The sequence below is a fragment of the Providencia sp. genome, from assembly GCF_003533305.1.
Classification (GTDB): domain Bacteria; phylum Pseudomonadota; class Gammaproteobacteria; order Enterobacterales; family Enterobacteriaceae; genus Providencia.
The window spans coordinates 95,840-109,783 of record NZ_DOEH01000031.1 but is presented as its reverse complement, the minus strand read 5'-3'; the positions used below and the strand labels follow the sequence as shown (position 1 = coordinate 109,783).

Below are 13,944 nucleotides of genomic sequence, written 5' to 3'. Positions count from 1 at the left end.
CCATTTTGTTAAAAATTTGATTACATTTTGCCAAACGGGAGAAATGCCACCATGACAGGCAAAAATACCACCGATATCGATAATTCATACCATTTTTGGCGTCGTAAATTGATGCTATCGATGATTATTGGTTATGCCACTTTTTATTTGACACGAAAAAGTTTTAATTTCGTCATGCCCGTCATGCAGGCCGAGTTATTTTTAGACAAAAGTGATATTGGTTGGATAGCAACTGCCTTTTATTTAACTTATGGGTTCTCGAAATTCTTATCGGGGATTTTTCATGATATCACAGGCTATCGCTGGTTTATGGGTGTTGGTCTTGTCATGACAGGAGTTCTCAATATCGCATTTGCTTATTGCCTTTCTTTTCCTGCATTACTGATTGTTTGGACATTGAATGGTTTTTTTCAAGGTTGGGGATGGCCACCTTGCGCTCGAATTTTGACACATTGGTACTCTCGTAATGAACGCGGATTTTGGTGGGGATTGTGGAATATATCTATCAACCTCGGTGGCATGTTACTTCCACTATTAACCGCATTGCTCGCTACTCACTATAGTTGGCAAATGGCATTAATCGTCCCCGGAATTATTGGTGTTGTCATTGGACTCTGGTTATGTCGCCAGCTAAAAGGAACACCTCAAGAAGAGCAATTACCGACCGTTGGGCAGTGGCGTCACGATGTTTTAGAACTACGACAAGAACGTTTATCGCCGCCCTTACCAATGTTGTCCATCTTGAAAGAAACGATTTTATTTAACCGTATGATTTGGTTATTAGGTTTTTCTTACATTTTAGTTTACCTGATCCGCATGGCGATAAACGATTGGGGAAATCTATGGTTAACCGAAACCCACGGTACAAACTTACTGAGTGCGAATGCCACTTTATCTTTATTTGAACTAGGCGGGCTACTCGGCGCGGTTTGTTCAGGTTGGGGTTCTGATATTTTATTTAAAGGACAACGCGCCCCGATGATTTTGCTTTTCTCCTTAGGCCTCGTTGTTTCGGTGAGTGCCTTATGGTTAACGCCAATTCATCACTACGCATTATTAGCTGTATGTTTTTTCGCTATTGGCTTTTTTGTTTTTGGACCACAAATGTTGATCGGTCTGGCTGCTACAGAATACTGTCACAAACAAGCAGCCGGAACGGTAACTGGCTATCTTGGGTTGTATGCCTATTTAGGCGCTGCAATCGCAGGGTGGCCGCTCTCTCAAGTCATCGCAAATTACGGTTGGTCGGGAATGTTTGCCCTACTTGCCAGTGCGGCGGCGTTGATGGGGCTACTGCTAATGCCTCTTTTGATTGCAAATGTTAGCAAGCGGGAGCATTTAGCAGGCACTGTTTCACTCTCTAACAATAAGACCTAAATTGTTTTTTATATTTATTCTGATCCGATACTAGAACCTAAATAAAGGACTGACAATGAAACTGAAAACTCTCTCTACACTTATCGCTGCGGGCTTATCACTGGCAGCAATTTCTACCACGGCAAATGCAGCAGGACGACTGGTTGTTTACTGTAGTGCGACCAATGCAATGTGTGAAACTGAAACTCAAGCTTTCGCAAAAAAATATGATGTTAAAACAACGTTTATACGTAATGGTTCAGGCAGCACACTGGCTAAAATTGAAGCAGAAAAACGTAATCCACAAGCAGACGTTTGGTATGGCGGTACGTTAGACCCACATTCGCAAGCGGGCGAAATGGATCTTTTAGCAGCCTATAAATCACCAAATCTTAGCCAAATCATGCCACAATTCCAAGATCCGGCTAAACGTAAAGGAAACTACTCCTCTGCGGTTTACATTGGAATCTTAGGTTTTGGCGTTAATAAAGATCGTTTAAAAGAAAAAGGTTTACCAATCCCAACGTGCTGGAAAGATTTAATTAAACCTGAATATAAAGGTGAAATTCAAATTGCAGATCCACAAAGTTCAGGTACAGCTTATACCGCTCTTGCCACTTTCGACCAACTTTGGGGAAATGAGCAAGCGTTTGATTACCTTAAAAAATTGAATAGCAATATTTCACAATACACCAAATCAGGTATTGCCCCTGCACGTAACGCCGCCCGTGGCGAATCTGCAATTGGCATCGGCTTCTTACATGATTACTCATTAGAAGTTGAAAATGGCGCACCGTTGGAACTTATCGCCCCATGTGAAGGTACTGGCTATGAAATTGGTGGCATTAGTATTTTGAAAAATGCACGTAATATGGATAACGCCAAATTGTTCGTTGATTTTGTTTTATCTAAAGAAGCACAAGAGTTGAGCTGGAAAGAAGGTAAATCCTACCAAATCTTAACCAATACAACCGCAGAATCTTCACCTATTTCATTAAAACTCAATGACCTGAATTTAATCAATTATGATATGGATAAATACGGCGATGCTGAAATCCGTAAAAATCTTATCAACAAATGGGTTACTGAAGTCAAAATGAGTAAATAACGACCAAAGTGCGGTGTTGATACACCGCACTGAGCACTTACTAAATAATAAATACAATAATTACATCTAAATTAATTTTAGGTGCGGGTAGCTTATTATCTTTAATCACTACCTAAGTAGTTAATTGATAAATATATTTAAATAATAATTTAATTACGTCCTAAATAGTTTGAGTGGCAATAAAACGGTAAGGGAAGCGATCGATTAGGTCGCGGAAGCAGCCAATACCATTGCAACATGAAATATGACGGACAGAGGGAAAAACAATGCCTCAAACCCTAACTTTATCAGCCTCAAATAAAAAGGATACGACATTCCTTTGGCTGCTAATCGCCTGGCTTGGCTTCGCTTTATTGCCATCTTGGAGCCTCGACTATGGCTTACTTGATTCGACACAAGATGAAATATTGTCCGCTTACGGCTGGAGTAATGTGAATATTAGTTGGCTTTGGTTCTTATTGCCTTCTATTTTATTTATTCGCCCATTAACACCGGCGGATCGCCATCATAAAAAACGCCATTATTTTGATATTGCCGTTGCCGTTATCACCGCTGCGGTGGTTATTTTAACCTCTTATTTTGAAGGTAAAGGACTCGGGTATTCCACTATTATTCTGTTCATTGCCCTTGGTATGGTGATGACGCTTGCGCTGACTCGATTAGAGTGGCTTGGTGGTGACCAATTTGTCATTGGCTCTTTGATAACCGTTGTTGTGTTAATCGCACTCTTTATCGTGTTCCCAAGCATTGCGATTTTCGTTCCGATGTTTACCGATGGTAATGGAAATTTTGCTCCATTTGCTTTTGTCGCTATTCTCACACAGTCACACATTATTCAAGTTATTATTAATTCAGTATTTTTATCACTGGCAGTAGGTGCAGGCTGTACCTTCTTCGGTTTAATATTAGCTATTTATACTTCAAGAATTGCGAAACGATCAGCCATTATTGGTCGTGTTTTCTCAATTTTACCCATTGTAACGCCACCTTTTGTTGTTGGCTTAGGCGTTACCTTAATGATGGGACGTTCAGGTTACATTACTGAATTTATGGCCGCTTATATGGGGTTAGAAAACACTAACTGGCTATATGGTTTTACCGGTATTTGGTTAGCGCAAGTATTAGCGTTTACCCCGATGTCGTTTATGATTTTAGATGGGGCGATTAAAACTATTCACCCATCATTGGAAGAAGCGTCTTATACATTACGTGCAAATCGCTATCAGACTTTCTTCAACGTCTTTATGCCGTTATTAAAACCCGCACTGGCAAATGCCTTTTTGATTGTTATCGTTCAATCATTAGCTGACTTTAGTAACCCACTAGTTTTAGGCGGTAACTTTGACGTTTTAGCGACGCAAATTTACTTCTACATCACGGGTTCCCAACTTGACTATCAAGCCGCAAGTACCTTAGGCGCCTCATTATTAGTATTCTCATTACTGGTATTTTGCGTACAGTATATGTGGATTGGCAAACGCTCTTATGTCACGGTGTCAGGCAAATCTTACCGTGGTGATGTGCAACCATTACCAAACTCATTAGTTACCATTGTCACAACTTTCTTAGCTATCTGGGTCGCATTCAATGTGTTGCTGTATGGCAGCATTTTCTACGGAAGCTTCACAGTTAACTGGGGTGTGGATTACACCTTAACCTTAGATAACTTCATTAAATTGTTTGGTCAAGGTATGAGTGATGGTGCATGGCCTTCATTACTAGATACGTTACTTTATGCCGCTATCGCAGCGCCAATAACCGCCATACTCGGCCTATTGATCGCATATATTGTCGTACGCCAAGAGTTCCGCGGTAAAAAAACAATTGAATTCACCACCATGCTTTGCTTTGCTGTACCTGGCACAGTTGCTGGGGTGTCTTATATCTTAGCCTTTAATGACTCACCGTTTTATCTCACGGGTACTGCTGCCATTATCATTATTTCAATGACGATGCGTAATGTGCCTGTTGGTATTCGAGCCGGTATTGCAGGACTTGGACAAATCGATAAATCACTTGATGAAGCCTCACTCAGCTTACGAGCAGGTTCAATGCGCACTATTTTCCACATTCTGTTGCCATTATTGCGCCCTGCTATCTTATCCGCGCTGATTTACAGTTTCGTTCGAGCTATTACAACTGTCAGCGCCATTGTTTTCTTAGTCACACCAGACACCCGTGTCGCTACGGCTTATATTCTTAATCGAGTAGAAGATGGCGAATATGGTGTTGCAATAGCTTACGGTTCTATTTTGATAGTGGTCATGCTAGCCATTATTTTCTTGTTTGACTATTTGATTGGCGAAGCCCGTGTTTCACGTTCCAAAGCCAAAAATGCACAGTAATCACGGAGTAATTAACATGACGCAATCAAGTTCTGTAAAAACAACCAGTTTTGTTGAATTAAAAAATATCACTAAGCGTTTTGGCGACAACACGGTCATCGATGATTTAAGCCTTTCCATTCCGCAAGGCAGTATGGTGACGCTATTAGGACCATCGGGTTGTGGTAAAACAACCGTATTGCGCCTCGTGGCAGGTCTTGAAAAGCCCACAGAAGGACGTATGTTTATCGATGGAGAAGATGTTACCGACAGATCAATCCAGCAGCGTGATATCTGTATGGTATTCCAATCTTATGCACTGTTCCCACATATGTCTTTAGGGGAAAACGTTGGATATGGTCTTAAAATGCTTGGTCTACCAAAAGCAGAAATTAAGAAACGTGTCGATGAAGCATTAGAGATCGTTGATTTAGCTGGTTTTGCCGAGCGATTTGTTGATCAAATTTCAGGGGGGCAACAACAGCGTGTTGCCTTAGCTCGCGCCCTTATTCTAAAACCTAAGGTACTGTTATTTGATGAGCCGTTAAGTAACTTGGACGCCAATTTGCGCCGCAGTATGCGTGAAAAAATTCGTGAATTGCAGCAACAATTTAATATTACTTCTTTGTATGTTACTCATGACCAAAGTGAAGCTTTTGCAGTTTCTGATATGGTATTGGTAATGAATAAGGGTAAAATTATGCAACTTGGCTCACCGCAAGAACTTTACCGCCAGCCGGCATCCAAGTTCATGGCAAGTTTCATGGGAGATGCAAATATTTTCCCAGCCACATTGACCCATGATACGGTTGATATCTTTAACTATCGCCTGCCGCGTCCCGTTCAGATTGTAACAGACAAAAATCAAGTTACCTTGGGTGTTCGCCCTGAGGCTATTACCCTCAGTTTGCAAGGTGATGAGAGCCAGCGCTGTACAATTACCTATGTTGCTTATATGGGACCTCAATATGAGGTAACTGTAGATTGGCATGGTCAATCAATGTTATTACAAATTAATGCCACACAATTACAGCCGTCTGTCGGGGAAAATCTGTACTTACAAATTCACCCTTACGGTATGTTTGTCCTTGAATAATTAATAATAAGTATTGTGAATACCAACAGCCGTCTAATGAAAATTAGGCGGTTTTTTTTAGGTAAAGGATAGTGTGACTTTGTGTAACTTAGTGCTATAGTATTACAGAGTCACAATTAGATTTTGAAGGAGAAAACATGTCAACTACAAGATTAAGGCAACAAGGTGGAGCAGTTGTATTAACAATCCCAAGTGATGTCGCAAATATGGCGGGTTGGGTTGTCGGAATGAAGTTAGATATAGATGCATTTGGTGAATCCGTTTGTATCAAACCAACTAAACGGGTTGCAAGAGGACGTAAATCATTATCAGAGCTACTTTCTGGTATTGATGAAAATGAAATTAAAGCCTTAAATAGCCAGTTAGATAATTCAGATCCTATTGGCCATGAGATTATCTAATGGCTAAAACTAAAAAACCACATAAAGGCCAAATCTGGCATATCAATGGCGATCCTGTTAATGGTAAAGAATTTAAAGGTCCACACTATTATTTAGTTATAACTGACTCGCAACTCAACAATGCACTTGGCACAACACTATGCGCTCCTATTACGAGTGGAGGCAGGACATCACGAACTCAAAGCGTTACAGTCTATTTAGATGGCTCAAGTACAGATACCGGAAAAATTACAGGCTGTGTTCTATGCTACCAATTACGTTCATTAGATTTATTAGCGCGAAAAGCTAACTACTCAGCCACACTTGAAGAAAGTGTATTTGAGGAAGTTTTAGGCAAAATCATCGACATAATCGACCCTCAATAAAAAAAGCACCCATAATGAGTGCTTTTTATTTCTTATTAATTTTTCAATATCAACCTAATTGCTTACGCGCATTACGGAAAATACGCATCCATGGGCTATCTTCACCCCAATTATCTGGATGCCATGAGTTACTCACTGTACGGAATACTCGCTCAGGATGTGGCATCATAATTGTTGCGCGGCCATCAATCGAGGTCACTGATGTAATACCGTTGACAGAGCCATTTGGATTCGCTGGATATTGCTCTGTAACTTGTCCATGATTGTTCACAAAACGCATCGCCACCAACTGGTTATTTTCTAGCTGCTGTAAATGGTTTTGGGCACGAGTTTCAATTTGCCCTTCCCCATGAGAGACAGCGATTGCCATACGAGAGCCTGCCATATCTTGTAATAACAAAGATGGGCTTTTTGTAATCTCAACAAGGCTAAAACGCGCTTCAAAACGTTCTGACCGGTTACGAACAAAGCGAGGCCAATATTCAGCACCGGGGATCAAACTATGCAAGTTAGACATCATCTGGCAACCATTACAAACGCCTAATGACAACGTGTCTGGCCGATTAAAGAAAGTGGCAAATTCATCACGTACTTTAGTATTAAATAAGATAGATTTAGCCCAACCTTCCCCTGCACCGAGTACATCCCCATAAGAGAAACCACCACAAGCCACTAACGTTTGGAATTGCTCGAGAGATAAATTACCAGCCAGTAAATCACTCATGTGCACGTCAACCGCATCAAAACCAGCACGATCAAATGCAGCAGCCATTTCTACGTGGGAGTTAACCCCTTGTTCGCGTAATACGGCAACTTTTGGACGAACACCCGATAAAATATACGGAGCTGCAATATCATCAGCAATATCAAATGTGAGATGAGCATTCAACCCAGGATCTTTAGTTTCCAGTTTCGCGGCATGCTCTTCGTTAGCACAAACTTCGTTATCGCGCAAACGCTGCATCTGCCATGTAGTTTCAGCCCACCATTGACGCAATAAACTACGAGACTCATTATAAACAACAGTATCGCGACTATTAATAATTATCGCATCATCATTAATTGCAGTGCCCAAGTAATGAATACAATCTACAAGTCCTGCCTGTGTAAAACAGTCCTCTACATACTGACGATCTTTACCTTCAATTTGAATAACAGCGCCCAGCTCTTCATTAAACAACGCTGCGAGCGTATCCTCATCAAATGAGCTGATATCAACATTAATACCACAATGCCCAGCAAAGGCCATTTCAGCTAATGTCACAAATAATCCACCATCAGAACGATCGTGATAGGCTAATAATTTCTGCTCTGATAGTAGCTGTTGAATCGTATTAAAGAAGCCCGCGAGTAGCTCAGGATGACGAACGTCAGGGGCTTTGTTACCTAACTGACGATAAACCTGTGCTAAAGCTGAGCCGCCTAATGCGTTATGACCTTGACCAAGATCTATCAATAATAATGCATTGTCAGCCGTAGTTTTTAACTCTGGCGTTGCGGTTAAACGCACATCTTCAACGCGACCAAATGCCGTTATCACTAATGATAGTGGCGATGTCATCTCACGCTCTTCACCATTTTGTTTCCAACGGGTCTTCATCGACATCGAGTCTTTACCTACAGGAATGGCAATACCGAGTGCAGGGCAAAGTTCTTCGCCAATCGCTTTAACTGCTGCGTATAAACCGGCGTCTTCACCGGGATGGCCCGCTGCAGACATCCAGTTAGCTGATAGCTTAACGCGTTTTAGATTTTGAACATATGAACAAGCAAGATTCGTTAATGCTTCACCAACCGCCATTCGAGCAGAAGCAGCAAAATCAATCAACGCAACTGGGGTTCTTTCGCCAATTGACATCGACTCGCCATAATAACTATCAAGACTCGCAGCCGTTACCGCACAATCTGATACTGGAATCTGCCAAGGCCCTACCATCTGATCACGTGCAACCATGCCGGTTACAGTACGGTCACCAATAGTGATTAAAAAAGTTTTTTCAGCAACAGCAGGAAGATGCAAAACGCGTTTTATTGCTTCATTTAAGCTTATCGCAGTTCTATCTAAGGGCTGTGGCTCCGCTTTTAATGTAGTGACATCCCTTAACATTTTAGGCGCTTTACCTAATAAAACATCCAATGGCATATCAATTGGTTGATTATCAAAATGTTCATCATTTAATATTAAATGGCGTTCTTCTGTCGCTTCACCAATAACGGCAAAAGGCGCACGTTCGCGTTCACAAATCGCCGTAAATACAGGTAATTGTTCAGGTGAGACGGCCATTACATAGCGTTCTTGAGATTCATTACACCAAACTTCTAACGGGCTCATACCCGGTTCATCGTTAAGAATTTTACGCAATTCAAAACGGCCACCGCGACCACCGTCACTAACCAGTTCAGGCATGGCATTTGATAAGCCACCAGCCCCTACGTCATGAATAAATAAAATTGGATTGTCGTCACCTAGCTGCCAACATCTGTCTATGACTTCCTGACAACGGCGTTCCATTTCAGCATTATCACGTTGAACAGAGGCAAAATCTAAATCAGCATCCGATTGCCCTGATGCCATTGATGATGCAGCGCCGCCGCCAAGGCCAATATTCATTGAGGGGCCACCAAGTACAATTAATTTCGCACCAACGGTGATTTCACCTTTTTGCACATGATCAGCACGAATATTACCAATACCACCTGCTAACATAATCGGTTTATGGTAACCCCGTAACTCCTCGCCATTATGACTATTAACTTTCTCTTCATAGGTACGGAAATAACCCAAAAGGGCTGGACGACCAAACTCATTATTAAATGCAGCGCCGCCCAAAGGGCCATCTAGCATAATATCAAGTGCAGTGACGATACGTTCTGGTTTACCAAAATCCTCTTCCCATGGTTGTTCAAAACCTGGAATCCGTAGATTAGAGACTGAAAAACCAACTAAGCCTGCTTTTGGTTTAGCACCACGCCCTGTTGCGCCTTCATCACGAATTTCACCACCAGAGCCCGTTGCGGCGCCCGGCCAAGGTGAAATAGCCGTTGGGTGGTTGTGAGTTTCAACTTTCATCAAGATATGCGCATCTTCTTGATGATAACGATATGTACGACCATTCGGTTCAGGGAAGAAACGCCCTACTGAAGAGCCTTCCATAACAGCAGCATTGTCTTTATATGCAGACAAGACGTAATCAGGTGTTTTTTCGAAGGTATTTTTAATCATTTTAAACAGCGATTTCGGCTGTTCTTCACCATCAATCACCCAATCTGCATTGAAGATTTTATGGCGGCAATGTTCTGAGTTTGCCTGCGCAAACATATAAAGCTCAATATCGGTTGGATTACGTTTTAAGCCCGTAAATGCATTGAGTAAATAATCAATTTCATCATCAGCAAGTGCCAAGCCCATTTCTTTATTTGCAGTATCTAAGGCTAAACGCCCACCTTTAATGATATCAATCACTTTCAATGGTGCTGGCTGATGCTGTACAAATAGTGCAGAAGCTTGATCAAAAGAGGTAAACACCCTTTCCATCATACGATCATGCAATATTGCGGTGACTTCTTGCCATTGCTTTTCAGTTAACGTATTAGCTTGAACATAGTAAGCAATACCTCGCTCAATTCGTTTGACCTGCGCTAAGCCACAGTTATGTGCAATATCCGTCGCTTTTGAAGACCAAGGAGAGATAGTTCCCGGACGCGGGGTTACTAAAATAAGTTTACCGAATGGTTCATGCTCTGCAAGAGAGGGGCCATAATTTAATAGGCTGCTCAGTTTTCCTTGCTCACTATCACTCAACGGCGCTGATAATTCAGCAAAGTGCATATATTCAGCATAGATATCCGTTACAGGGAGCTGTTTTTCAGTAAACAGTGCCAAAAGGCGGGTAATACGAAATGCTGATAGAGCAGGTGAACCACGCAAAATTTCCATCGTCTTTATTTCTCTCTTTTAAACGCCAGCCCTGATCATGAAAGCAGGGAAACCGACACTATTATAAAGCAATGTTCATCAATACGAAACCGTTTGCGTGATTAAAAAAAAAGCGATTAGTGAAATATTATTATGTGCTAAATAGCATAATATAGGTTGCACCGATCATAATAGTTGAGCAAAATACCTAACCACTGGAATTATAACCATTACTTAATTATTTTTTCTTTTTTAAATTTTTTTTGAATCACTACACCAGCAACTACACCAGTTAATGCACGAGAAATAACTATTTGAATAACTTAAAAGTTAACTATTTAATTATCGTGGTCATTGCTTTACTGGCTACTATGATCATCGGCTTCAACATTCGATGGTCAAATACGCAAGATTCTCAAATCAATAAAATTCTATCTCAAGGGGAATTGCGTATTAGTGCCGTTAGCTCGCCACTTATCTATATCGATGAGCAAAAACAGCTCCGTGGTTTTGACTATGAGCTTGCTCAAGGCTTTGCTGCGTACTTAGGGGTGAAGTTAAAAATCACCATCAGACCCACTTTCGAACAAATTTTTGATGATTTAGACAATGGCACCGCAGATATTGCAGTGGCTGGCTTGTTATATAACAAAGATAGACTACAGAAAATGAAAACGGGGCCGAGCTATTTGAATGTAACTCAGCAACTGGTTTACCGCAAAGGTTCAACTCGTCCTAGATCTTTTAATGATATCAACGGCAAACTGATGGTTATGTCAGGTACCGCTCACGCAAGTACTTTAAAAAGGCTCGCTAAAGAATACCCAAACCTAAAATGGGAAGAAAGCTCAAAGTACACTACAAATCAATTACTTGAAATGGTAGCAGAGGGTGAGATTGATTATGTATTGGAAGATTCAATTGCCATTGCACTGCAACAACGCATTCATCCGCAAATCGCTGTCGCTTTTGATTTACTCGACGATCATGCCATCACTTGGTATATGAGCCGTAATCAGGATGATAGTCTAGATGCGGCATTACTCGATTTTTTCAATTCAAGCCACGAAACTGACTTACTTGCTCGTCTAAATGAAAAATATTTTAGTCATGTCAAAACATTCGATTATTTTGATACCCTAACATTTATCAGTGCAATCAATAATAAATTACCTGAATATCAGCCTCTATTCGAACGATACGCAACATCACTAGATTGGAAGCTACTTGCCGCCATTGCATGGCAAGAATCTCATTGGGATCCGCTAGCCACCTCTCCCACAGGTGTTAGAGGGTTAATGATGCTAACTAAGCCCACCGCAGCGACAATGGGGATCGCCGATAGATTAGATCCAGAAGAAAGTATCAAAGGGGGGGCTGCCTATCTTGAATATATTATGGAGCGTCTGCCTGAGTCCATTGAGGAAGACGACCGTATTTGGTTTGCTTTATCGGCTTATAATATGGGATATGGCCATATGCAGGATGTAAGAAAGCTCACTGAAATGTTAGGCGGAGACCCTAACCGCTGGCTGGACGTCAAAGCAAGGCTGCCACTACTCACACAGAAAAAATATTATTCTCAACTCCCTTACGGTTATGCACGAGGCCATGAAGCATACCGATACGTGGAAAATATCAGGCGTTATCATCAAAGCTTAGTGGGATACTTGGAAAATAAAGATAAAAAACAGCGTACATTAGATATCGCACAAAAATCATTAACCTATATTATTTCACCTGAGTTATCTGAAAACAACAAAACAGGGGAAACTGAATCAGTTCAACATGAAAAACAGATACCTACGGAAGAAAAAGTCAGTCTTCATTACGTTGAGTCAGTTAACTCAACACAAAAGACACCTCTTTTTACTCCTGAGATTAAACTACCTTTAAAACCGCAATTTGCATCAACTATCCCTTATCAGCCCACTGATACCAACCATAGCTCAACCGCCCCATCAACTGAGGCAATTTCTAATTGAAAATGAGTAAACAAAACAAACCTAGAAATAGATAAGAAAAATGCAAAAAGGAACTAAATTGATTGATTCTTTTGCAGCTTTTTCTGCGCCCTGCGCATTTTAAAAAAAGCACTTAGCATAGATGAGCATCTTTCTGCCAAAATCCCCCCAGTGACTTCCACATAATGGTTTAAACCTACCTGCCCCATAATATCGATGTAAGAGCCACAAGCTCCTGTTTTAAAATCTTTAGCACCATAAACGACACGCCCGATACGGCTATGGATCATCGCCCCTGCACACATAATACAAGGTTCCAAAGTAACATAGAGCGTGGTATCAAGCAGACGATAATTACTAAGAACTTGTCCTGCTTGCTGTAATGCTATCATTTCTGCATGAGCGGTAGCATCATGATTGCGGATAGAGCAATTCCATCCTGAAGCTATAAGTTGGTTATCCTTAACGAGCAATGCGCCAACAGGGATTTCTCCAGCTTGTTGTGCATTTTGAGCTAACTCAAGCGCTTGCTCCATCCAATATTCATCTATTTGTGTTTGTGTCACTCTGACCTCAATGCTCTACTTATTTAGCCTTAGATTATCACGAAATGTCAGAGTGCCCACAACTTGAAATATTATAGCTCTTCATGACTTATTTAAATAAATTATGCTAATAAATTAATCGGTTATAATATCAATTACTAAAAATAGCCAATTTAGCGGCAAAACCCATAAAAAAAGCGCCAACAGTACAATTACCTAACTTAGCTAAAACTTTCTTTTCACGTAAGAAGCGGGCAATTAAGTAACCACTAAAAATAAGAAGGCTTAAATATAAAAAACTGACAATTTCTAAAATGGTCGCTAAAACGAGATAGGGAACCCAAGCGTGAGAATAATTAAAATCAATAAATTGAATAAAAAATGAAATATAAAATAAAATTGCTTTTGGGTTGGTCAAACTTAGCACCAATGCCCGAGTAAAAACTTTCTCAGTTTTGACCGCAACCATACCCACGTCGGCTGTAAGTGCCTTTTTTTGGAAAAACGTGGCATATAAAATTTTGCCGCCTAAGTATAAAAGGTAGGCAGCCCCAAGATAACGCACAATGGTAAATAGTGTCGGAGACGCTTTAATCAATGATGCTACTCCAATAAAGGAGAGAAAAATCAACATAGCATCCCCTGTAAATACACCTAGCGCTGCGCGATAACCCACTTTAGTACCATGTGAAGTACTTGTTTTTAATACATATAGAGAATTTGGACCTGGTACAATAATGATAAGAACTAACCCTGCTAAGTAAGTCCAAAAATTTAACACCCCTAGATTCTCAAACATAGAACACCCTTATGATTTTTTCGTTATTATTACCACAACTACTATTATTTGTGAATATTTATAATATTAA

The 13,944-nt window shown here is 40.7% G+C and carries 10 protein-coding genes; 7 read left to right on the top strand and 3 right to left on the bottom strand.

Going from position 1 to position 13,944, the window contains the following annotated elements:
* Positions 1 to 51: 51 nt before the first annotated feature.
* From uhpC to DD649_RS18900, 6 genes are all read left to right on the top strand, one after another.
* The gene (gene uhpC / locus DD649_RS18925; protein ID WP_294110567.1) at positions 52 to 1,377 is read left to right on the top strand and encodes an MFS transporter family glucose-6-phosphate receptor UhpC; all 1,326 of its coding nucleotides are present in this window, start codon (positions 52 to 54) and stop codon (positions 1,375 to 1,377) included.
* A gap of 55 nt (positions 1,378 to 1,432) precedes the next feature.
* The gene (locus tag DD649_RS18920) at positions 1,433 to 2,464 is read left to right on the top strand and encodes an ABC transporter substrate-binding protein (protein ID WP_294110564.1); all 1,032 of its coding nucleotides are present in this window, start codon (positions 1,433 to 1,435) and stop codon (positions 2,462 to 2,464) included.
* Between the two features lie 266 nt (positions 2,465 to 2,730).
* The gene (locus tag DD649_RS18915; protein WP_294110562.1) at positions 2,731 to 4,809 is read left to right on the top strand and encodes an iron ABC transporter permease; all 2,079 of its coding nucleotides are present in this window, start codon (positions 2,731 to 2,733) and stop codon (positions 4,807 to 4,809) included.
* A 16-nt stretch (positions 4,810 to 4,825) separates the two neighbouring features.
* Entirely contained in the window at positions 4,826 to 5,884 is a 1,059-nt protein-coding gene (gene fbpC, locus DD649_RS18910) for a ferric ABC transporter ATP-binding protein (RefSeq protein ID WP_294110560.1), read from the top strand.
* Positions 5,885 to 6,021: 137 nt separating this feature from the next.
* Positions 6,022 to 6,285: an antitoxin gene (locus DD649_RS18905; protein ID WP_294110558.1), complete on the top strand. Its 264-nt coding sequence runs from the start codon at positions 6,022 to 6,024 to the stop codon at positions 6,283 to 6,285.
* Complete coding sequence (locus DD649_RS18900) at positions 6,285 to 6,650, top strand: type II toxin-antitoxin system PemK/MazF family toxin (RefSeq protein WP_294110556.1); 366 nt, start codon at positions 6,285 to 6,287, stop codon at positions 6,648 to 6,650. Before DD649_RS18905 ends, DD649_RS18900 begins: the two co-directional genes overlap by 1 nt.
* Positions 6,651 to 6,699: 49 nt before the next feature.
* On the opposite strand, the gene purL is transcribed toward DD649_RS18900, so the two are convergent.
* Positions 6,700 to 10,587 (bottom strand): phosphoribosylformylglycinamidine synthase, encoded by a 3,888-nt coding sequence (gene purL, locus DD649_RS18895; protein WP_336431045.1) that lies wholly within the window; start codon positions 10,585 to 10,587, stop codon positions 6,700 to 6,702.
* 293 nt (positions 10,588 to 10,880) lie between these two features.
* Between purL and mltF the strand changes: the two genes are divergently transcribed.
* The gene (mltF, locus tag DD649_RS18890) at positions 10,881 to 12,551 is read left to right on the top strand and encodes a membrane-bound lytic murein transglycosylase MltF (RefSeq protein ID WP_336431044.1); all 1,671 of its coding nucleotides are present in this window, start codon (positions 10,881 to 10,883) and stop codon (positions 12,549 to 12,551) included.
* 53 nt (positions 12,552 to 12,604) lie between these two features.
* Here mltF and tadA read toward each other — a convergent pair whose 3' ends face one another.
* The gene (gene tadA, locus DD649_RS18885; protein ID WP_294110552.1) at positions 12,605 to 13,096 is read right to left on the bottom strand and encodes a tRNA adenosine(34) deaminase TadA; all 492 of its coding nucleotides are present in this window, start codon (positions 13,094 to 13,096) and stop codon (positions 12,605 to 12,607) included.
* 130 nt (positions 13,097 to 13,226) lie between these two features.
* Positions 13,227 to 13,874 (bottom strand): leucine efflux protein LeuE, encoded by a 648-nt coding sequence (gene leuE, locus DD649_RS18880; protein ID WP_336431043.1) that lies wholly within the window; start codon positions 13,872 to 13,874, stop codon positions 13,227 to 13,229.
* Positions 13,875 to 13,944: the final 70 nt, after the last annotated feature.

Coding starts and splice junctions, on each gene's coding strand:
- uhpC (WP_294110567.1), top strand. CDS start 52: ATGACAGGCAAAAATACCACCGATATCGATAATTCATACCATTTTTGG.
- DD649_RS18920 (WP_294110564.1), top strand. CDS start 1,433: ATGAAACTGAAAACTCTCTCTACACTTATCGCTGCGGGCTTATCACTG.
- DD649_RS18915 (WP_294110562.1), top strand. CDS start 2,731: ATGCCTCAAACCCTAACTTTATCAGCCTCAAATAAAAAGGATACGACA.
- fbpC (WP_294110560.1), top strand. CDS start 4,826: ATGACGCAATCAAGTTCTGTAAAAACAACCAGTTTTGTTGAATTAAAA.
- DD649_RS18905 (WP_294110558.1), top strand. CDS start 6,022: ATGTCAACTACAAGATTAAGGCAACAAGGTGGAGCAGTTGTATTAACA.
- DD649_RS18900 (WP_294110556.1), top strand. CDS start 6,285: ATGGCTAAAACTAAAAAACCACATAAAGGCCAAATCTGGCATATCAAT.
- purL (WP_336431045.1), bottom strand. CDS start 10,587: ATGGAAATTTTGCGTGGTTCACCTGCTCTATCAGCATTTCGTATTACC.
- leuE (WP_336431043.1), bottom strand. CDS start 13,874: ATGTTTGAGAATCTAGGGGTGTTAAATTTTTGGACTTACTTAGCAGGG.